The organism is Chloroflexaceae bacterium, from assembly GCA_025057155.1.
Taxonomy (GTDB): Bacteria; Chloroflexota; Chloroflexia; order Chloroflexales; family Chloroflexaceae; genus JACAEO01.
In genome coordinates this window covers 162,859-183,964 of record JANWYD010000007.1, presented here as the reverse complement: position 1 = coordinate 183,964, position 21,106 = coordinate 162,859, and the positions used below count along the sequence as shown (strand labels likewise).

The 21,106-nt window shown below is 65.5% G+C and carries 20 protein-coding genes; 11 read left to right on the top strand and 9 right to left on the bottom strand.

The window, feature by feature from the left end:
* Positions 1–20: 20 nt before the first annotated feature.
* The 7 genes from NZU74_07950 to NZU74_07920 all read right to left on the bottom strand — a co-directional run bounded on the left by NZU74_07950 (position 21) and on the right by NZU74_07920 (position 7,190).
* Complete coding sequence (locus tag NZU74_07950) at positions 21–1,037, bottom strand: hypothetical protein (GenBank protein MCS6881253.1); 1,017 nt, start codon at positions 1,035–1,037, stop codon at positions 21–23.
* A gap of 175 nt (positions 1,038–1,212) precedes the next feature.
* Positions 1,213–2,181: a DUF937 domain-containing protein gene (locus NZU74_07945; GenBank protein ID MCS6881252.1), complete on the bottom strand. Its 969-nt coding sequence runs from the start codon at positions 2,179–2,181 to the stop codon at positions 1,213–1,215.
* Between the two features lie 22 nt (positions 2,182–2,203).
* Positions 2,204–2,917: a polysaccharide deacetylase family protein gene (locus NZU74_07940; GenBank protein MCS6881251.1), complete on the bottom strand. Its 714-nt coding sequence runs from the start codon at positions 2,915–2,917 to the stop codon at positions 2,204–2,206.
* Between the two features lie 162 nt (positions 2,918–3,079).
* Complete coding sequence (locus tag NZU74_07935) at positions 3,080–3,448, bottom strand: phage holin family protein (protein MCS6881250.1); 369 nt, start codon at positions 3,446–3,448, stop codon at positions 3,080–3,082.
* Positions 3,449–3,641: 193 nt separating this feature from the next.
* Entirely contained in the window at positions 3,642–5,432 is a 1,791-nt protein-coding gene (locus tag NZU74_07930) for a hypothetical protein (GenBank protein MCS6881249.1), read from the bottom strand.
* Positions 5,433–5,445: 13 nt separating this feature from the next.
* Complete coding sequence (locus tag NZU74_07925; GenBank protein MCS6881248.1) at positions 5,446–6,525, bottom strand: hypothetical protein; 1,080 nt, start codon at positions 6,523–6,525, stop codon at positions 5,446–5,448.
* Positions 6,522–7,190, bottom strand: a complete 669-nt coding sequence (locus NZU74_07920) for a hypothetical protein (GenBank protein ID MCS6881247.1) — start codon at positions 7,188–7,190, stop codon at positions 6,522–6,524. The genes NZU74_07925 and NZU74_07920 overlap by 4 nt, the downstream gene beginning before the upstream one ends.
* 563 nt (positions 7,191–7,753) lie before the next feature.
* Here NZU74_07920 and NZU74_07915 point away from each other — a divergent pair.
* Positions 7,754–8,035 carry a hypothetical protein gene (locus NZU74_07915; protein ID MCS6881246.1) on the top strand — a complete coding sequence of 94 codons (282 nt, stop codon included), beginning with the start codon at positions 7,754–7,756 and terminating at the stop codon, positions 8,033–8,035.
* 143 nt (positions 8,036–8,178) lie between these two features.
* Here NZU74_07915 and glnA read toward each other — a convergent pair whose 3' ends face one another.
* Complete coding sequence (gene glnA, locus NZU74_07910; GenBank protein ID MCS6881245.1) at positions 8,179–9,600, bottom strand: type I glutamate--ammonia ligase; 1,422 nt, start codon at positions 9,598–9,600, stop codon at positions 8,179–8,181.
* 628 nt (positions 9,601–10,228) lie between these two features.
* Between glnA and rplS the strand changes: the two genes are divergently transcribed.
* The 6 genes from rplS (at position 10,229) to NZU74_07880 (ending at position 14,020) form a co-directional block, all read left to right on the top strand.
* Positions 10,229–10,582: a 50S ribosomal protein L19 gene (gene rplS / locus NZU74_07905; GenBank protein MCS6881244.1), complete on the top strand. Its 354-nt coding sequence runs from the start codon at positions 10,229–10,231 to the stop codon at positions 10,580–10,582.
* A 111-nt stretch (positions 10,583–10,693) separates the two neighbouring features.
* Positions 10,694–11,374, top strand: a complete 681-nt coding sequence (locus NZU74_07900) for a methyltransferase domain-containing protein (protein MCS6881243.1) — start codon at positions 10,694–10,696, stop codon at positions 11,372–11,374.
* On the top strand, positions 11,358–12,002 hold the full coding sequence (locus tag NZU74_07895; protein ID MCS6881242.1) for a ribonuclease HII: 645 nt from the start codon (positions 11,358–11,360) through the stop codon (positions 12,000–12,002). Before NZU74_07900 ends, NZU74_07895 begins: the two co-directional genes overlap by 17 nt.
* 21 nt (positions 12,003–12,023) lie before the next feature.
* On the top strand, positions 12,024–12,776 hold the full coding sequence (locus NZU74_07890) for a hypothetical protein (protein MCS6881241.1): 753 nt from the start codon (positions 12,024–12,026) through the stop codon (positions 12,774–12,776).
* A 139-nt stretch (positions 12,777–12,915) separates the two neighbouring features.
* Positions 12,916–13,497, top strand: coding sequence for a hypothetical protein (locus tag NZU74_07885; GenBank protein MCS6881240.1), 582 nt, complete (start codon positions 12,916–12,918; stop codon positions 13,495–13,497).
* Between the two features lie 22 nt (positions 13,498–13,519).
* Positions 13,520–14,020: a hypothetical protein gene (locus tag NZU74_07880; protein MCS6881239.1), complete on the top strand. Its 501-nt coding sequence runs from the start codon at positions 13,520–13,522 to the stop codon at positions 14,018–14,020.
* Positions 14,021–14,097: 77 nt separating this feature from the next.
* On the opposite strand, the gene NZU74_07875 is transcribed toward NZU74_07880, so the two are convergent.
* A complete protein-coding gene (locus NZU74_07875) occupies positions 14,098–14,586 on the bottom strand; it encodes a MarR family transcriptional regulator (GenBank protein ID MCS6881238.1) in 489 nt (162 codons plus the stop codon).
* Between the two features lie 422 nt (positions 14,587–15,008).
* Between NZU74_07875 and NZU74_07870 the strand changes: the two genes are divergently transcribed.
* From NZU74_07870 to NZU74_07855, 4 genes are all read left to right on the top strand, one after another.
* A complete protein-coding gene (locus NZU74_07870; GenBank protein ID MCS6881237.1) occupies positions 15,009–15,869 on the top strand; it encodes a hypothetical protein in 861 nt (286 codons plus the stop codon).
* A 277-nt stretch (positions 15,870–16,146) separates the two neighbouring features.
* Positions 16,147–17,298: a histidine kinase gene (locus tag NZU74_07865; GenBank protein ID MCS6881236.1), complete on the top strand. Its 1,152-nt coding sequence runs from the start codon at positions 16,147–16,149 to the stop codon at positions 17,296–17,298.
* 418 nt (positions 17,299–17,716) lie between these two features.
* Positions 17,717–19,435 (top strand): penicillin-binding protein 2, encoded by a 1,719-nt coding sequence (locus NZU74_07860; protein MCS6881235.1) that lies wholly within the window; start codon positions 17,717–17,719, stop codon positions 19,433–19,435.
* A gap of 73 nt (positions 19,436–19,508) precedes the next feature.
* Entirely contained in the window at positions 19,509–20,858 is a 1,350-nt protein-coding gene (locus NZU74_07855; protein MCS6881234.1) for a S41 family peptidase, read from the top strand.
* Positions 20,859–21,106 lie beyond the last annotated feature (248 nt).

Below are 21,106 nucleotides of genomic sequence, written 5' to 3'. Positions count from 1 at the left end.
AGCAGGGGGCGACATGGGTATCAGGGGCGCACCTCGAAGCGCACCACCCGCACCTGGGTGCTGATGATGCCCTCGGCGACCATGGCATACACGCCAGCGGCAAGTCCCGGGCCGGCAGTGACGCTCCAGCGTGCCGCGCCGGCGCGATCGGCCTGCACGTCGGCCCCATCGGCGCTGATGGCGGCAATGCTGCCATCGGGCCGGTGGATCCAGATCCCGATCCCCTCCAGGGGCAAGAAGCCCGTGGCCGTGAAGGCGAAGCTGGTACCCGGCGGCCCCGTAACCGGCGTCACGAAAGCGTTGTCGGTCGGCCCGGGCGCGCTCTGACCGGCCTTTCGATCAACGATCAGATCAGCGATCCGCACCTCGCCGCTGACTGTACCTGCCGCGACCGCCACGTAGCGCCCCTCGGGAGTATCGGCGCGGGTTCCCACGGTCCATTGCAGGTCGCCGTTGCGATCGGCAAAGAACACGGCGCGCCCGCTGATGTCGATGGTCAGGGTCGAAACGCTCCCATCGGGAGAGTGCAGCCAGATGCCCACCCGCTCGGTGGGTTTGAAGCCGCCGGCGCGAAAGACAAACAACTGGCCGGGCGGCCCCACTTTAGGGCGCACCACCACGCTGCCCTGCGGCACGGGGGGCAGGGTTTCCTGGGGCACGGCGCCAGCCTGGATCACAAAGCCGAGGCGCCGCTGCACCCGCTCGCCGATGTTGCTGGCCTCGGCGATGTACACCCCCGACTCGGCGTCTGGCGAACTGGTATAGCTCCACGTCACCCGTCCGGCGCTATCGGCGAAGAGGTTAATATCGAAGCCGGCGCTATCGGCGAAGCGGAGGACCCGCCCCGAGGGGGTGCGATACGCCACGCGCACGATTTCATTGGGCGCGAAGCCGCCGGTGCTGAAGTGAAAGGTCGTACCGGGGGGGCCGATGTCGGGCGAGACGCTGACATCCTGGGCCCGCGCCGGGCCAATGCCGAGAAAGACTGCTGCCAGCACGGCCAGCAGTAATGCGGCGAGGCGCGCAACGACGCGCATGAGGACTCCCTTGTTTCGATGAAACGCTACGGGGAGGGCGCAGCCCTCCCGGACCCTTCCCTCGGGCAGGGGCGTGGGGCAACCAGGTTTCCCCACCCCCCTCACAACCGACCGGCGAGGGAGAGTTCCTGGAAGGGCGCAGCCCTCGCGGACCCTCGCGGCAAGAAGGCCGGGGCTATACCCCTAGGGCGGCGACGAGGGCGTCAATCGCCGCCTGTTCCTCGGGCGTAACCTTCTTGCCGCCGATCCCCAGGAACCCGCCCTCTTTGACCGACTCTGCCGCGGCGTAGGCGGCCTTCACCAGCAACTCCTTGTACGCCTTAGCCTCCTCTGGAACGTTCTTCTCCACCAGCGCCGCCGCCTGCTTCGCCGCCCCCAGCGCGTCAGTAATGCCCTCGGCGGTCAGATCATCCACGCCAGGGTGGTAGAGGGCCGCGAGCAGGCTGGTCGGAGCCGCATCCTTCACCGACTCGCGCACCGAGTCCAGCGCCGCGGCCATCTCCTGGGCCGTCTTGCCGGCGCTGGAGGGCGAGGCAGCGATCACCAGGGTCGTGGCCGCCATCGGCCCGTTGCGCACCTGCGCCCACTCCTGGGCCGAGAAGCGCCCCTTCATCGCGCGCACCTCGGTGACCTTCCCGAGCACGTCGTTGACCAGGGTGGCCTCGTCACTCTTGCGCCGCTCGACGCTGCGCGCCTCGCTCTTGATCTTCTTAATCAGCGCATTGGTGTCCATGCCTTCTTTCTGCGCAGTGCTGTTGAGGAAGCCGAGGATGAGCGGGCCGAGCATCCCGACGACCGGCGTGATATCAAGTCCGGTAGCCTCTTTGATCCCTGCGGTCACGACACGGCTTTCATCGCCGAAGAGTCGCGTCAACATGGTTGCGCCGGCTTCGCTTCCACTCAGCGAGCCCAGAAAACTGGTCAGGTTGCCCAGCACTCCCGCGTCAGCTTCCTTTACCGCCTCAGCAATCGCGACCTGACCTTCAGGGGTGTCGGCGGCCATAGACAGTCCCCGGGTCAGCAGCGGAAGGGCGACGTTGATGCCCTTCTGCACCATGTCGCCAGGAACCCCAAACCGCTCGCCAACCTTCGCGTACATTTCTGGCGTCATCACCGCCTCAAGCGGAGCAAACATCGTGGACATTGGCATGCTCTCCTTACCTGAGCTAACCCAGCGCGCCGCCCAGCGCGGCGCGCTCTGCGCGTAGGGTATCGACCGTAACATAGCTGAAGCCCCGATCGGCCAGCCGGGTGAGAATCTGATCGGTCAACTCGGCCACCGGAGGGCCGGGCAGCGTCTCATGCAGGACAATAAGCGATCCGCCCTCCGTCTGGCGCACAACCTGGCGCACGCTCAGTTCCGCGGGCAACAGCCAGTGCACTGGCATAATGCTGCAGATGACCGGCTGGTAGCCCCAGCTCAGCAGGCGCCGGGCAAGCGTCCGGCTCAAGTGCCCGTAAGGCGGGCGCACGCAGGTGATCGTCGCCGGATCGCGCCCGCTGTAGCGCGCCAGCAACTCCCGCGTCCGGTCAAGCATGGCATGCAGCGCCTCGGGACGCTCCACGAGGAACGAACGGTGCCGGTAGCCGTGGATCATCAACTGGTGACCGGCAGCGGCTGCGGCGGCTGCCAGTTCCGGCATTCGCTCCACCCGCTCGCCAAGCCAGGAGAAAGTGGCCGTCACACCGTGTCTGGCCAGCGCCGCCAGCAGCGCGGGCGTATCGCGCTCGTGCGGCCCGTCATCGAAGGTCAGGGCCACCTGGTTCGAGTCGCGCCCGACCGACCAGAGCGCCTCCGGGAACTGCCGCTCAAGCTCCCGCACCGCGTCGTTGAGCGAGGCAACGGTGTAGGCTTCTACGAGTTGGAGCAAGGCTTTCATCGGGAAGTTCCCGGAAGGGCGCAGCCTTCCCAAACCCTCCATCGGCAGGGGCGCGGGGAAACCTGGTTTCCCCGCCCTCCTCACAGGCGAGTGCGTAAGGAGCGTTCCCGGGAGGGCGCAGCCCTCCCAGACCGGAGATAGCCGGATAAGCCCTTTGCGACGCTAATCCTTATCTGGCAGCAAGAGCGAGAGAAGGAACGAGACGATCGACACTACAATTGCCCCCCAGAAGGCCGGCCAGAAGCCATCAACGATGAATTTCGCCCCGAACACGTTCTGGGCGATCCACGACGAGAGGGAGAAACTGATGGCATTGATGACCAGGGTGAACAGGCCCAGGGTCAGAATAATCAAGGGACACGACAGCAGTTTGAGCAAGGGCCGGATAAAGGCGTTGACGAACCCGAAGACCACCGCCATCACCAGCACGGCGAAGATGCCCGTCTGACCTTCCACGGTGATGCCCGGCACGATCCAGGCGGTAATCGCCAGCGCCACGGCCGTCAACAGCCAGCGCAGCAGAAGCTGCATACAGGTTCCTCTTTCATCAGTGCGGCTTCGCCGCGCGACAATGGGCTGCAAGCGAATTTTTCCGGGAGGGCGACTCTCTCCCGGAACTCCACTCCCCTCGGCAACAAGGGGCTAACTGGATTTCCCCGCTGGCGCAACCCTCCGGGTTGCGCTGGCAGGAGAAACCCGTTGTTGCCGTATTCCTTCCGGGAAGTTACACATTCGGCACAATCGGCTCAACATCCGGGTCATCGCCGCCGACCTGGTAGGTGCGCAGGGCGTAGATTGTGGCGCCCTGTTCGAGGAAGACTTCGGCCAGGGCGCGGGCCATCACCGGGGGCAGCATGGTGCGCCAGCTCTTCATAGCATCGCCAATAGCGCCGAGCAGCCCGGAGCCACCGCCGCCGAGCACCGCGGCCTCGTACTCCCAGTCGCTGCGCGCCGACCCCCAGGGCAGCAACACCCGCCGGATCTCCTCCCCCAGCTCCTGTAGCGCTTCGAGGCGCCGGGCCTCCTCCGGCGTATCGGTCATCTCGGCGCGCACATCGGCCCGCGACCCGAGTATGCGTCCCACCTCGCGCACGGCGATGTAGAGCGCCTGGGCCGAGTCCTGGGCGCAATTGTTGAGCGCGCCGACGAAGGTGGCTCCGCGCCCGTCGGCCACCCGATAGCGCGCCTCCATGACCTCAAGGTACTTGCAGATCTGCTCCAGCGCGGCAACTTCGGTGTCGAAGATCGTAAACGCGCCGCTCAGGGCGTCAATCTTGACCAGCAGATCCTGGATGGGCCGGACGCCTGCCCAGCCGAACTGCCGGTCGCCGCTGTAGCGGCTGTAGTGGATCGCCCCGGAGGCAAGGCCATCGGCATTGTGGGCGTAGACCTGGTGATAGACGATATCAAAGCTCAATTCGCCGGCCAGCGGCTCATGGACGACCGTGGCGACGCCGAAGGCGACATGGCCCCAGTAGAGCGGCGTGCGGGCCGCCGGTTCAGTCTTGTTGCCGCCGATGCCGCCGTAGATGTGAATGACCAGGGCCTGATCGCCCTCGCCCCAGCCGGCGCGCGCCGCCTCGGGGTGTATCCCGTCGGGGACCAGCAGGACCTGGGTGGCCTGCCCCTTGGCCGCGGCCCGCCGCCACTGCCGCGGGCGCAGGTAGTCCATCGCTTCCCCGCTTCCCACCACCACGGCGAGCGGATTGAGGCGCAAGAGTTGTCGCGCTGCCACGGCCCGCACCACGAAGCGCCCCTGGCGATCCTGCGCGCCATAGAGGTACCAGCCCTGCTCGTTGCAGGGCGAGCGTTCGATGCCCGCGACGGTGAAATTGCGCGTATCGTGCATGTCCGGGATCACCTCGGGCATGTACACTACTTCCTCAGGGCCGCTAAAGTCGCCAGCCGCAGCCTGATAATGGACCACGCGGTAGGTGTCGGGCGCCTCGGCAGGACCGAGGAACCGCGCCAGCGCGTAGAACGGCGCGCTGATCTCCACCGGCATCCGGCTGATCGTCACGATTGGCGGGCCTCCATCGCCCGGAGCCAGATCCACCGCGACGGGTCCATCGAGGCGCACCAGGATGTCATCGTAGGGATGGGCGCCGGCCAGCGACTCGAGCGGGTTGACGTGGGTCAGACCGTGCAGACGCTCGCCCACCACTGTCCCTTTCTCCACCGACTCCCAGGCGTTCTCGTCGAGCACGACGGTGCGCGACGCGCCCCAGAGCCGGGCGTTGAGATCGGGGGTGGACATCCAGCGCAGGCGCACCTGCGTCCCTACCAGCCCGCGGTGGGACTCGGGGGCATGACGCACCTCCATCCAGGCGCCCAGGACCAGCGCCCGCTCCTGAATGGCGGGGAGGACCAGTCGCCCCATCCACGCCCCCACCGGGCGGTAGCGGGCCGGGTCCAGGCTCTGGGCGACGGGATACTCTTCGATCCGATTGAACTGCGCCGCGCGGTAGCGCGCGTAGTTGCTCTCGACGGGAACCCGCTCTCGTTTGCGCCGCATGGCTCAATCCTCACTATGCTGTCTTGGCCTGGCGTTGCTTTTCCTTCGCGCGGGCGGCCTCGGCCACACGCGCAGCTTCATAGGCCCTGGCCTCAGGATCATTGGCCGCGCGTGCCGCCTGCAACGCCGCCGGGTCGATCAACCCGTCTTTCGCCAGCAGATCGCCGATCTTGTCAATCGTGGCGATGGCATAGGACTTTCCTTCGGGGGTGAAGGCCGTCCAGCCAAAGTAGTTCTTCGCGCCGTTGTGAGCCATGGGCCCCATGCTGATCATCTCAATCTTGCCCGCAGCCATAGCGCGGTTCCAGTCGCTCTGCGGGAACCACTTCCAGCGCCCGGCGTAGAGCCAGTGGCCCAGCTTCTGCACCGGGTCGGCCTCACCGTACAGATGGTAGAGCCTGGTGATGTGGTTCAACCCCGGATCATCGGCCATAACCCCGCCGATCGAAATAATGCGGATAGGCGCCTTCAGCACCGGGGCAAGGTAGGTCGCCGCCCCCAGGGAAATCTGCCCCCCCCCGCTGAAGCCGACCAGCGTCACCGGCTTGCCGCTGCCCACCCGGTAGCCGCGGTTCGCCAGGGCCTTGACAATCTCGTTCGCCACCCCCAGATTGTAGATCGGCCCGTAGCGCCGGTCGGCCGATACGGCCACCTGGAACAGGTTGCGCAGGTTGATCACAAACTGCAACAGGTCGTAGGGGTTCTCCAGGCGCCGCTGCTCGATCCAGCGATAGATCCGCGAGAAGCCGCGATCAGCGGTCAACCCGGCGTTGGTGACCGAGTAGGGATACACATCCGGCACCACCAGCACCCCCGGCAGGCGCTTGATCGCCATCATTCCCCAGTCTATCTCCTCCTGGGGGATCGAGTCGGCGTCAATCGCGCCGATGCCCGACAGGTACACCACCGCCGATCCCGCCGGATGTTCCGGTATCGCCCTGTGCGCCTCGGTCATCTTCTGACCGGGCAACGCCGGTTTCTCGCCGAACCAGCCCGCCCACCACCCCAGGCTCTCGAAGGGGGCCAGCAGCGCGCCAAGGATAATCAGCAGGATCAGACCAGTGAGCAACAGGCTTAGCGTCGAGAGTATCATGGCGCACCTTTCCGGCTCTTGCTGGAGGCCTCTTCAGGCGGAGCGGCGAACTGGGTGAGAATATCCTGCACGCTCGCGTCGAGATCGGCGCCGGTAATGCGCCGGTAGATCGCATTCCGCGCGTAGATCACCGGCCGCCCGATCGTCGCGCTCATCACCATAACGAGCAGCCAGCCGATCACCGTGCAAACCAGCGCCGGGCCAAAGTTTCCGTTGGCCAGCGATGTCATCGCCGCGAGCACCACCAGAAAGCTCCAGACTGCCAGCACCTTGCCGATGAAATTGCCCGCGTAGGGCAAAAGCACCAGGAAGCCGAAGACATACGGCGCCGCGCCCATGGCCGTCAGGCGCAGGGCCTTCGAGAGCGGGATCTCATTGGGAAAGAGCGCCTTGCTCGTCAGCCAGATTGCCGCTCCCCAGACCATCAGGCTTAGCGCAAAGACGACGCCGTTGAGCAGCAAACTCAGCACGAAGCGCCCCGGGCGAACGCGGTTGACGAAGAGGATCACGCTCTGGCCCAGCAACAGCGACGCGCCGCCCACGATCGCCACGGCGAGCACCACCCAGCCCGTGCGGGGATTCGCCTCCACGATCTCGAAGGCGCGCGGATTGAGGCGCATGGCTTCTATCGTACCCACCCACATGGCTCTGATAAACTCGAACATCTTCCCTCACTTGCCGCTTAAGAGATTTTCCCCGGACGATTGACATCTGGTTGCAGGAAGCAGGGTTTCCCCTGGCTGCGTACAACCCTCAGGATTGCGCTACATCGGCAGGGGTGCGCATCCGCGCTCCACACAGCTAGTGGCGAGGAGTGAACCGCTCACGTGCAGTGTATTGTGCAATGAGAGTCCGGGAAAGGAAATGGCTAAAAGGATAGTTGTCGCTGATCCTGGAGGACAATTGCGGCATAGACTGACCGTGGGCGCAACCTTCCAGGTTGCGCCCACGGCAGTAAAGGGTTTCCCCGGCCGCCTGCTACCACAACATGCCCCTGCCGGGAAGGTGCAGCCCTCCCGAGTTGCTCCGCGCCCCCGCCGAAGTAGTGCGCAACCCTGAGGGTTGCGCTACCCTCCCCGCCATGGCGGGTCTACGCCGCGAAGCGCCATTATCTCTCACAATTTGTGCAAAAAGTACATAAATCACAACCTTCAAGTTGTTGAAAATGTACAGGAGGTTTGCTAGGATAGGGCTACCGACACTGCAATGAGGCGTGTGGAGGCTCAAGATGGAGATCCTGATGCAAGTTCCGGGCTTCTTTCTGGCGCTGATGGGATGGGCGGCCACCATCCTCCTGTTGCAGGACTCGCCCCGTTTGAATGCGAACGAACGCCGGGGGATGCTGATCTGTAGCTGGGTGGCGTGGATGACGCCCGGTTTTGGCAGCTTCGTGCTGGCCGGCCTGATGGCGACCGATGCCGCGGCGCTGTACGTTGGCCTGACCACTGCGCTGCTGACCCTCTTCGTGCTTGCCGGGGCCCGCGCGCGCCCGCCGCGCACCCGCCCGTAGCTGCAGCCGGCGGGGTTTCGTTCGCCAGTCCGGGGCCAGACGGGAAGGTTGCGCTACCCTGGTGCCATTGGAAGGGGCGTGGGGAAACTTGCTTTCCCCACGCCCCTCGTTGTGCGCCCCCGCTCCGTGCGAGGCGGTTGCCATCAGGCGTCGTAGTACATCATGAATTCGTAGGGATGCGGGCGCAGAGAGATGGCGACCGCCTCCTTGCGCTTCCCTTCGATGTAGGTGGCGATCACGTCCTCCGTAAAGACGTTCCCCTTCATCAAGAAGGCATGATCGGCTTCGAGGGCGTCCAGGGCCTCGCTGAGCGATCCGGGAGTGCCGCGAATGCCGGCCTTCTCCTCTGGCGAGAGTTCGTAGATGTCCACATCGAGCGGTTTGGGCGGGGCGATCTTGTTCTGAATGCCGTCCAGACCGGCCATCAACATCGCCGCGAAGGCCAGATAGGGGTTGCACATGCCATCGGGGGCGCGGAACTCGATGCGGCGCGATTTAGGCGAGGAGGAGTACGTCGGGATACGAATGGCCGCCGAGCGGTTGCGCACCGAGTACACCAGATTGATCGGCGCCTCGAAGCCGGGCACCAGGCGGCGATAGCTGTTGGTAGTCGGCGCGCAGATCGCCAGCAGCGCCGGGGCGTGATGCAGAATGCCGCCGATGTAGTACTCCGCCATCTCGGAGAGCAGGGCATAGCGCGCCTCATCGAAGAACAGCGGCTCGCCGTCCTTCCACAGACTCTGGTGGGTGTGCATGCCTGAGCCGTTATCGCCAAAGATCGGCTTGGGCATGAATGTGGCGGTAAGCCCATGGGCGCGGGCCACGTTCCGCACGATGTACTTGTACTTCTGCAGTTTATCGGCCATATTGACCAGCGAGTCGAACCGCATATCAATCTCGCACTGGCCGGCGGTGGCCACCTCGTGGTGGTGCAGTTCGATCTCAATGCCGATCTGCATCATCTTCAGGATCATCTCCGAGCGGATGTCCTGCAGGGTGTCGGTGGGCGGTACGGGGAAGTAGCCCTCCTTGTGGCGGATACGGTAGCCTTTGTTGCCGCCCTCGACTTGGGCCCCGGTGTTCCAGACCGCCTCGGGGCTGTCAATGAAGTAGAAGCCGTGGTCGGCGGCCTGGCTGAAGCGCACATCGCTGAAGAGGAAGAACTCGGCTTCGGGTCCGAAGTAGGCCGTATCGGCGATGCCGGTGCTCTTCAGATAGGCCTCGGCCTTGCGCGCCACCGTGCGCGGATCGCGCGTGTAGGGCTGCCGGGTGATCGGATCGATGATGTCACAGATCAGCACCAGCGTCGGCACCTTGAGGGTGGGATCAATGAACGCCGAGTTGGGGTCGGGAACCATGAGCATGTCGCTCTCATTGATCACCTGGAAGCCCTTAATCGAAGAGCCATCGAAGCCCAGCCCGTCTACAAACATGTCCTCGGTTAGACGCGAGGCGGGGATCGAGTAGTGCTGCCAGCCGCCGAACAGGTCGGTAAAGCGCGTGTCAACGATCTGAATGCCGTTGTCTTTGATGAGTTTCAGGACGTCCTTCGGGGTCATGCTCATACCTCTGGTCTCCTTGTCGCAACAGACGAACGTGGTCTTACGGGCGCATGCAGGGCGTCCGCGCGCCGCGAGACGTTAGCCGGTGGCACAGCGGATTCAACGGGTAAAGGCCAGCCAACGGCCGGAACGGCAGTTATGCTGGCGAGTGTTGCTGAGGCGAGATGGGGTGAACCGATCGTGTCGACTCGGTGCGCCGTCGCTAAGTCGGACACATCGTGTGCCTTGCGCGCCACGATGCGATGATCTCCTGCGTGGGATCAGGCGAGTTGCCTCCAGCGGAACCTTTCACGTTATCTTAATCTTAGTCCTCGGTCGGGGCTACGGTGATCCTGCACAATCTCAGGCCACGGCAGTTTGGATGAATAGGCCAATCCGCCGCGCCCCGCATCACCTGGCGCGATGAACGTGGGGATCCCGGGTTGCCCGACTCCCTTCCGCGGGAAGGCTCCCGCCCGGCGCCAGCGCGCTTGCCGGCTGCGCCGGGCTGTGCTATAATCCCGTCGGTAGCCGATCTGGCAGGTGGCACGCGCGCCTGCCAGATTTGTTGTGTCACTGGAGTGGCCCGCCAGTCCCGAGGGCGTTCGGGCGCCTGGCGCCGGCCTGGTACGATGGCAAGGAGCGTCCGGCGATGTCGGATCAGATTTTGATGGAACTGGCCCAGCGCCAGATGAAGCAGGACATCCCTGATTTCCGCGTTGGCGATACCGTGCGCGTGGGTGTCAAGGTGGTGGAAGGGAACCGCGAGCGTATCCAGGAGTTCGAGGGCGTGGTGATCCGCCGCCGCGGCGGGGGAATCAACGAGAACTTTACCGTGCGCCGCATCGCCTCGCACGGCATCGGCGTCGAACGCACCTTCCTGCTCCACGCCCCGCGGGTGGACTCGATCAAGGTCATCCGCCGCGGCAAGGTGCGCCGCGCCAAGCTCTACTACCTGCGCGGGCGCTCAGGCAAGGCCGCGCGCATCAAAGAGCGACGGAGTTGAGGCCCGGACAGGCTGCACGCGGCAGGCTCCGGGAGGGCGAGGCTCTCCCGGGAAATCGCTTTCCGTCCCGCCGGCGCCCGCCTTGAGAAACCTTGTCGGTCATATGAGGGGATGAGCGCCTTGTATCGCCGTTTCATCCGGCGCGTTTTTCACCATTTTTACCGCGAGTTCGCCTGGACCTTCGATGCAGTGGCCTGGGCAGTATCGGGGGGGTTGTGGTTCGGCTGGGTGCGGGCCGCTCTGCCCGAAGTGCGCGGGCGAGTGCTGGAACTGGGCTTCGGCACCGGTCACCTGCAACTCGCCCTGGCCGCGCGCCCGGATGTCGCCGGCATTGACGCCTCGCCGCAGATGGCGCGCATCGCCGCCCGGCGCCTGCGCCGGCACGGGCGCGCACCGCGGCTGGTCAGGGGCTATGCGCAGGCGCTGCCCTTCCCCGCGGCCCGCTTCGATACCGTGGTCGCGACCTTTCCGTCCGAGTATATTCTCGATCCCGCGACGCATCAGGAGATTGACCGCGTGCTCGCCCCTGGCGGTCGCCTGGTCATCGTCCCCTCGGCTGAACTCGACCCCGGCGTGTACGCCCGGGCGATTGACGTGGTGTACCGCCTGGCCCTGCTTGCCCCGGTCTACCGCCATCCGCGGGCCGAACCGCCGCCTGTGCCCCTGCGCATCGCCGGGATGCGCCTGACCCGACGCTGGGCGCGGGTCGGGCCGAGCCAGGCGATGGTCCTGATCGGCGAGCGGGAAGAAACGGCAGTTGAAGATCTTACCCCGTATGCCGCCAACCACTGAGCACGAACGCGCGCTGCTCGCCGCGGGCCATACCCGCATCGCCGGCCTCGACGAGGCTGGACGGGGCTGCTGGGCAGGGCCGGTGGTGGCCGCCGCGGTGGTGCTGGGTGAGGCGGCGCTGCGACGGCCCGAACTCCTCGCCGGGGTTGATGACTCGAAACAACTCACAGCCGCCGCGCGCGCGCAGCGCTATGACCAGGTACGCGCCGCCGCCCTGGGAGTGGGGGTCGGGATCGTGCCGGCCTATGTCATTGATGCCTTCGGCATCGTGGCCGCTACGCGCCTGGCGATGCTGACGGCCCTGCTGCACCTGCCCTTCCTTCCTGACGTCCTGCTGATTGACGCCCTGCGCCTCCCTGAACTGACGCTGCGCCAGCAGGCCCTGGTCAGGGGTGACGCCCGCAGCCTGACCATTGCCGCGGCCTCCATCGTGGCCAAGGTGACCCGCGACCGGCTCATGGATACCGCTCACCGGGTTTATCCGGTCTACGGCTTCGCGGCCCACAAGGGCTATGGCACCGTCGCCCACCGGCGCGCCCTGGCTCGTTACGGCCCCTGTCCGCTCCACCGGCGCAGTTTTGCCCCTCTGCTCCAAGCCGCCGGAACAACCGCGGAAGCCGCGGTGTAATCGCTGTGGAGGAATCACGCCATGGTCGCAACATCATCGCCCGCCGACCTGGTGCGCCAGTTGAGGCGGGCAGGCCTGCGCCCGTCCGAACGTCTGGTGGAGCAGATCCTCGCCCCTGGTCCAGCAGCGCGGAGCGAACTGCTCAAGCTGGCGACAAACACCGAGGACCTGCACGCACCGATGCCGGCGACCCTCGGCCCACTCCACGCTCTGCGTCTGCTGGGCGAACTGCCCGACGTATCAATCATCGCCCCGCTGCTGGAAGCGTTGCCGGCGCCGACGTGGAGTGAAACAGATGTGCCAGCGCGGTTGTACAACCAGGAGGCGCTGGAGATCATCGGGCGAACTGGCGCCCCGGCCCTGCCGGCGCTGCTAAGCTACGCCGACGACGAAAGCCATCCGCCGCTGGCGCGCATGCTCGCTATGGCCTGTCTGTCATACGTGGCGACGCGCGCGCCAGAGGTGCGTGACACGGTGATCGTCGAGGCGCGCCACCGCCTGGAAGCCGAGTCCGCGAGGCCGGTCAGCACGGGCGCAGCGATGGCGTTAAGCGATCTGGGAGACAAAGACAGTTACCAGGTAGTGATGGCCGCCTACCGCGCCGGGCGCGTGGATCAGGCAGCAGCGCCAGCCGCGACAGCCCGCCAGTACCTGCTCGGCGGCGGACGGGCCAGCGTGGGGAATGTACACTACGGCTTCTTCGAACGTTACGATCGTTATGGGCCATTTCTGCGATCCGGCGAGGACGAGGACTTCGACGACGATGAATACTAGCTTCCGTCCTGACAGGAACCGCGGGCGCCGCGGGCGCCCGCAGGCCTTCACGTTCTTGTGGCGCTGCAATTGAGCGAGAGTCTGAGGGAAGCCCGATTTCCCCGCACAGTATCGATCCACACCCAGGCGAGGTCCCGGCATGCATCCATGCACCCACTTGCTCATCTCATCGGCGCTGGGCCTGGCCCTGTATCCGCGCCGGCTGGAACATCTGGCGGCCCTCGTGGCGGCCGGCACATTGATTGACCTTGACCACATGGCACTCTACGGGTTGCGCACTGGGGATTGGAGCGTGGTAGGGGCGCTCCGCTACAACCGCTACCGTGGCCGGCGCTACACTGCTGGCGACACGCGACCGCGCTATGGATCGCTCCGTTCGTGGCTGCACAACCCCTGGCTGGCCCTGCCGCTGGCGTGGGCCTGGACCGGCGCCTATCCGGCGGCGCGCCCCCTGGCCCTGGGCCTGAGCCTGCACCTGCTGCTCGACCACGTGGACATGCCGCGGCGCATCCAGGCCCGGCTGCGCGCCAGAGGGGCCTGCCAGTCCTGTGGGCGTCGCGGCGCGCGCCTCGAAGTCCACCGCTTCCGCCACGCCGCGGGCACGCGCTACCTTGCGCTCTGCCGGGCCTGCTGGCACAGGACGATAAGGGCGGGGCGAACCGGCCCCGCTCGGCGCAGACAGCCAATGCTGTGGTACACTACCTCCGCGAGCAGGGCATAAAGGCTCACGGGGAGACTGCATCATGGAAGATAATGATGATGCGCTGGAACGGGCGAGTTTTGAAAGCCCCGGCGAAGAACTGGAACGCCTGGCCCGCGAAAGCCTCGAAGCTCAGGCCGATCCATCCGACCTGACGGCAATGCGCGCGCGGTGCCGGCGCGTTATTGACCTCTACGCGCAGGGCCGTATTGTTGACGCTCTGGACAACTTTCACGCCGCGTGGGTGTTGCTCTGCGGCGAAAGCGCGGCGCACTTCAAACTGGCGCGGATGTTCGCCCGACGCGCGGCGGAGCTCGGCGAAGCCAGGTCCTGGACGCTGGAGGCCATGGCCTGGGATCGCTGGCTGGTGGCGAGCGGCAAGCCGCAACGCTTTGGCACCCAGATCCTTAAGCAGCACGGACGCTGGTCACTCGGAGCGGTTGATCCGGCAGTCAGCGACCTGGAGCGGGCATTCTACGGCGTGCCGCCGCTGTATGTGCAACAGCAGCGGGTGGAGCAACTTCGGCGTCAGGAAAGGGCATAGAGGCTTCTGGGAGGGCTATGCCCTCCCAGACTCTCCAGTGGGGACCTGGATTCAGATGCACCCCATAAGACGGCTGGTCAGCGTGCTTCAGCAGCGTCTTCATCAGGCGTTCGCTCGCGCAACCCCTGGAAAAGTTGCTGAAGCAGATCGCGCAACTCCTGAACCTGACTCTCGGAGAGGGTGCGCATGCGGCGGCTAACGCGCGCATGATGGCGCGGCTTGATGCGCCGGAGCTTATCGGCCCCTTCAGGGGTGATGCAGATCAGGCTGACGCGGCGATCCTGGGGGTCGTGACGACGCTGAACGTAACCCTTGCTGATGAGGCGATCAACGATGCCGGTCAGGTTGCTATTGTCACAGAGCATGCGCGCACTGATCTCGCTGAGCGGCACGCCCTCGGGCGTGGCATAATTGAGGATCATAAACTGAGGAACGGTCAGATCCTCGCTGCGCAAGTCATAACGATTGTAGATGTCCATCATCGAATTGACCTGGCGGAGAAGGGTGTAGGCTTCAAGCTCGGTGGAAACCAGGTCAGCCGAGGAGCTATCGGGTTGGAGAGTCATAACCTTTGCTCCTGATGTAAGAATACCCTACGCAGGCACGAAACCGAGGAAGACTGGGAGAAGCGACAAGTGTGACGTGCTCCCAGGAACCTCCCGTAATAGGCAAGTCGCCGGCCCGTGTCACAGTCGCACGCGGCGCAGTGTGAACCGGAGCCAGGGTGCGAAAGCGGTCAGACTCCAGGTTCTTCGCCCTCCACCGTATGTAGAAAGGTGCAGGGCTTACGAGCTTCTCCGAGCCTTCAGGTCAGTATATTGCCGGACGCCCCCGATCAACTCGAAGGTGATGCTATGGAACACAGGCGTTCTACAACCCCATTTGCAGCAATGTAATTCCTTAACACTTCGAAATATAGCATGTAAAACTTGTGCTGTCAATCGTTTGTCAAGTAGATGCACAGCCAATCTGTGCATAAAGGTGCCCCGTGATTACGCCTTCGCCAGCGCCGCGTTACGACCGCATTGTCTCCCTGGTCATCGTGACGCTTATCGGGCTAACGGTGATCTTTCTCATTGACGGCAATCCCAACACCCTGCGGTTCGTGTTGGGGGGCGATCTGCCGACGATCAGCGTCTCGTGGCTCCTGCTCACTTCGCTGGTCATCATTACCAGCGCCGGCGCCGATGTGTTGATTCGCTCGCATCCGCAAATGCAACACCGCGCCCTTCCCGTGGTTGACCTGGGAGTGGTGCGGTTTGAAGTCGCGCCGGCATTCTGGATGTTGCCCTCCTTCAGCGTTGTCGGCTCGTTTGCCTTCTTCCGCCTGTTTAGCGGGGCATGGCAGGGCCTGGCCCTCGCGCTGGCGCTGGTGGCGGCGGGGGGATTGTTGCTGGCAGCACTCATCGCCCAGCACTACGCCCTTGACCGCGACCCGGCGATCAGTCAGCGCGCGCAGACCGTACTGCAGGCCATCGGATATCTGCTGGCCTTTGGATGCTTCAGCGCCATCTATTACACGCGCTATCGCACGCTCTACTCGGCGACGCTGATCGGGGCGACGGCCGCCTTCCTGTCCTACGGCCTGCTGGCCTACACCCCGGCCGCCAACCGCTGGCGCATGTCAGCCGTGGTGGGATTGATGCTTGCCGAGGTTCTGTGGGCGCTGAACTACTGGGCCACCAGCTTCCTGATTGCCGGCACGGTGCTACTGGTGATTTTTTATGTCGCCGTTAGCCTCGTACACCACCTGGGGTCCGGGCAATTGCAGCGCCGGCTGCTGGTGGAGTACGGGTTGATCGGCGGCGGGTTGTTCGCCGTCATTATATACGCAGCCTTGCGGCAATAATGCCGGGTGGCGATGATTGCCGCCGCGGGTCGGCGAGGCGGGTCCTCGCCGATCCGTAGGCAACGGGAATGGTTTGGTCCTCGGCAGCCCGCCGACCCGGCCTCCGCTTGCGACGGCGCTGCCGCGATTCTTAAGATAGGAAAAATAATCCCGCCTCCTTGAAGCGATTTCAGGTTGCCGGGAAAGGGTCTTTCTGCTACACTGTGGGTGGATTTTTACCCTCGACCGACTGGCTTGCCCCCGCCGCCACGGCGTCGTGTCCGGGAAAGGGAATAGCGTGAAGCGACCGGCAGCAGAGTGGCGCGTTCGTTTAAGCGACCACGTCGCGTTCTTTGGCTACCGCTGGATAGTCTGGGGTGTGGCAGCCCTCACCCTGACTGTCCCTGGCCGTTCCACCGCTTCGTTACCGCGGGACGCCGGGTTGTTGTTGCTGCTTGGCGTTGTCAATGTGCTGGCGACGGCCCTGGCCCAGCGGTATGTTCGCCTGCTCCGGCGCCGTCCGGCAGCGGGGTTCGTCGATCTGGCGGCAAGCGCGGCGGTGCTGTGGCTCAGCGAGAGCCGGGCGCTGCCATTCCTGCCGTATGCCCTGGGCGCGCTGGTGCTCCCCGCGCTGCTCTTTGGCTGGCGGGGCGGGCTGGTAAGCGCCCTGAGCTTCATCGGTCTGGATCTGCTGGGCCTGGCGACGTTCAACCAGTCTTCCGGCGAGAGCCTCGCTCCGCTGACCCTCGCCTTCCGCGTCACGGCGCCGCTGCTCTTCGCCGGGTTCTGGGTCATCGCAGGACAGGTTGTTGAACGCGACGGCGAAACGGGAACGGCGCCGATCCATCCTCCGGGCAAAGCGGGAACGGGCGGCCTCGCCCAGGGCAAAGGCGCAGTTGACCGTTCTGCGTCAACCCTGCGCCTGGCTGATTTGCAGCGCAGCACACCTCCCGGACAGACCGGCGCCAACCTCACTTCCAGCGCGCCGATGGTCGCCACCGCCGAACAGCATCCTGTCACACGGCGGGTCCTCTACGATCTCCCCCTAACACCGGAGATTAGCCTCGGAACGGCCCTCGAACGACTCGGCAGCCTTGTGGCCCAGCAGAGCGGTCTGGCGATACAGGTGAGCTGCACGGGAACGGCGCGCCGTTTGCATGCGGCCCAGTACGCCGTGCTCCTGCGCTGCGCGCAGGAAGCCCTCCAGAACGTGCAACAGCACGCCCGCGCCCATAGCGCCACCGTGCTGCTCGCCTTCGAGGCGCATAGGGTCTCCCTCACCGTGCAAGATGATGGCGTCGGGCTTCTCGATGGCACCTACGAACGTCCTGGCTTGCACGGCCTGCGGGCGGTGCGCTATCGCCTGGCCGAGTTCGACGGAAGCCTTGATGTCTTTGAGGGCGAGAGTGGCGGGGTGACGGTCCGCGCCAGTCTGCCCCTTGACTCCTGACAGGACAGGCGCCGGCGCGGTGATGGGGAGAGCCTGGCCCTCCCCGTCCCTCTCCCGACCAGGGGCGCCGGAAAGCCGGGTTTTTTACCCCCTCTGATCGAGCAAGAAACGAGTGTTCCCAGGGGGGGTTCGTCGACCCAGACCCTCCCGCAGTCGCCAGCCAGGCAGAGCCCAGGGTGTTGTACCGCCCGCGGCGCCAACCCTGACCTCGGTTTTTTAGTAGTTTTCATCAAAATCACCGCAACAGCACGACCGGGATGCCAGTCCGACTCACGCCCCGCCCCGGGCGACGGCCTTGCTCCAGCCCTGGAGACAGGTCCTTCATGACTTGTCGTGGGACATGCGTTCGCGTATAATCCATACAGTCGTGTTCCCGGCAATACCCTCCGGCGCCGGGTGTTTCGTGGAGTAAGCACCCATGATGGCGCGCACCGCGCTGCGAACGTTAAGTGTGATCGGAGCCGCGGGGCTGATCGGGTACGGGATCATCCAGCCAGTTGAGGCTGAGAGGCGCTGGCTGATCTGTCTCTGGGCCGCCGGGCCGCTCCTCTGGCTCGCGGCGCGCATTACCGCCCCGCCTCAGCGGCGCGGCCTGTCGGGCAGCGTGTATAACCTGGGACTGGTAGTGCTCGTAGGATTCGGGCTTTTGAGTTTGCAACTGCTCCGGCAACAGGTGGTGCAGGCCGAGGCGATTACGTCGTTCGTGGTTACCACGCCCGATGGCTTCACCACCGGCGACGTGCGACCCGTTCTGGCCTCGCAGCGCGTGTTGCGCGGACGCATGCTCGACCGTCGCGGCGAGACGCTGGTGGCCGGCGAACCCGCGGCCGGTTTCGCCCGCCGCACCTATCCGCTGGCGGAGCGTTACGACCCGCGGGCCTTCAGTCACGTGGTGGGCTTCTTCAGCACCCGCTATGGTCAGAGCGGCCTGGAGGCCAGCTTTGCCGAGTATTTAACCGGCGAGCGGGGCAACGAATGGGCGCGGCTGCGCGAACGCTTCCTCGGCGGCGCTCCGCAGGGCAATGACCTGACGCTGACCATCAACGCCGATCTGCAGGCGGGGGCGGCGGCGGCGCTGAGCGGGCGCACGGGGTCGGTGGTGGTGCTGGATCCCCGCACCGGCGCCGTGCTGGCTCTGGTGAGCAGCCCTGGCTTCGACCCGCGCGGGCTGAGCTTTGACCCGGCCGCCAGCGATTGGCAGGAAGAAAATCGGCGCATCAGCGCCTACTGGGCCGAGTTGACCGCCGACGGCGCCGGCCAGCCGTTGCTGAACCGGGCTACTCAAGGCGTCTATCCGCCAGGCTCAACCTTCAAAACTGTTACGGCAATCGCGGTGCTCGAACATCCCCGGGCCGGACGGCCCGACGAGATTACCTGCCCGGAGACCTATACGCCCCAGGAGGGCGCGCCGCCCGTGACCAATGCCGTCGCCGGTCTGGCCTCGCTGACCGGATCACCCTCCGACCTTGAACGGGTTTACGCCTTCTCGTGCAACACGGCCTTCGCCCAGTACGCCGTGCGTCTGGGAGCGGACCTGATGATCGAGGTGGCGCGCCGCTTCGATGTTCTGCCGCCCCGGAGCGCGCCTGCCTCTTATCCGGCTTTCACCGAACTGCCCGCCTCGCAGAGTTTGCTCTACGTGGATCCGGGCTTTCTGAATTACCCGCGCGCCCTGGCCGACACCGGCTATGGCCAGGGGCAACTGCTGGTCACCCCGTTGCAGATGGCCCTGGTGGCCGCCGCGGTCGCCAATGACGGGGTGATGATGCAACCATATCTTGTGCAACGCATCACCCGGCCCGATGGAGGAACAATCCGCGAGTTCCGGCCACGCGAACTTCGCCGGACGATGTCGTCGCAGACGGCCCGGACGGTGCGCGCCGCCATGGGCGCGGTGGCGCGCTATGGCTTCGGAAGCAGCGTGAGCGCCTTCGTGCCGGGCATTGCAGTGGGCGGCAAATCGGGCACCGCCGAGCATGTACCGGGAGCGATACCGCATGCATGGTTCCTGGCGGTGGCCCCCCTTGACGCCCCGCGCTACGCGGTGGCGGTGATGGTGGAGAGCGGCGGCGAGGGCAGCAGCGTCGGCGCCGAACTGGCCGGGCAGGTGCTCGCCGCGGCGTTCGCAACGGAATAACGATCGCGCTTTGTGCAGAGAGATCCGGGAGAGGTGCGGGGAACCCCGGTTTCCCTCCACCGTCGGTTTAAGAATGATCCGCATCCTGGGAACGGTGAGCTGGTTGCTGGGACTGGCATTGCTTGCAGCCGGATGCGCCGCGCGCGGCGCGCCGGCGCCGGCGACGCCGATGGTAACGCCGATCCCTGTCGTGCCAGCGGCGACCCCCGCGCCACCCCCGACAGCCATTGCGGTCAGCCCTGCCACTGAACCGTCACCTACGGCGCTTTCACCCACTCCCGCCACGGCGGAGGAGGCAGCCCCTCTGTCTATGGCGCTGCGCCGGCAGATTTTCAATGAGGTCTGGAGCACGATCAACGAAAAGTACCTCTACCCCGACTTTCGCGGCGTAGACTGGGAAGCGACGCGCGAGGAGTTCGCGCCGCTGGTTGAGAGCGCTGCCGATGATGCGGCATTCTTCGCCCTGATGGTGGAGATGGTGGGGCGCCTGGGGGATGAGCATTCGCGCTTCCTGCCTCCAGGCGACGCCCAGCGCCAGGATGTGCTGACCAGCGGGCGCGAGGAGCAGGTCGGCATCGGGGTGATCGCGCTGCCGCTCCAGGACGGGTTGTTCATCCAGCACGTCTTTCCTGATAGCCCTGCCGAACGGGCCGGCCTGCAACCCCGCGACCGGATCGTAGCCATTGACGGCACCGCCTATCCCCAGGGCGACATTCAAGGGCCGGAGGGCAGCCAGGTTCGCCTGACCGTCGTGCGCCCCGGTGAGGCCAGTCGCGACCTGGTGCTCACCCGGCAGCGAGTCGAGGGACGCATCGGTCCTACGGCGTTGCGTCTGGCCGGCGACATTGGCTACCTCGGAGTTACAACCCTCTGGGTCAACGATATGGACGCTCAGGTACGCGAGGCGCTGGCCGCTCTGACCGGAGCGGCGCCGTTACGCGGCCTGATCATTGACCTGCGCAGCAACCCCGGCGGCTGGCGCGGCGTTATGACCGGCCTCCTCGGCCACTTTGTTCGAGGCGAGGTGGGGCGCTTCACCAGCCGCGCCGGAGATACGCCGCTGGTGATTGAGCCAGTGCTGCCTGACCTGCGCGGTCTGCCCCTGGTGGTGCTGGTGGATGAGGGCACCGCCTCCTACGCCGAGGTGATCGCGGCGGTGCTGCAACAGCACGGCGGCGCGGTGGTCGTGGGCGCGCCCACTGCGGGCAACACTGAAACCATCTACGCCTACGATCTGAGCGGCGGCGCGCGCCTCTGGGTGGCTCAGGAAGGTTTTGAACTCTCCAACGGGGCCTGGCTGGAGGGCGCCGGCGTGCAACCTGACATTCTCTCTCTCGACGACTGGACGCGTTTCAGCCCCGCCGATGACCCGGGCATCACGCTGGCCCTGGGGATGCTCAACCGCGGCGCGGGAGGGAAATAATTGGGACTTCTCGGTTTTGGCTATGTTCACACCCCCCACCCTCCGTTCCGCCTTCAGCGGGGGGCCGGGGCGCCAAGGCCGCGAAAACCAACGAAAAAACTGGAGATTGAAGCCTGCCCCCGGGACGTTGCATCGGTTCTGTGAGGTCGGCAAGATCGGTATAATAAGAGCCACGCCCTTCCAGCCCCTCTCCGTGGTAGAGAGGCGGGGCAACCAGGGCGGGTTCCACGCTCTCCCGCCATCACTTT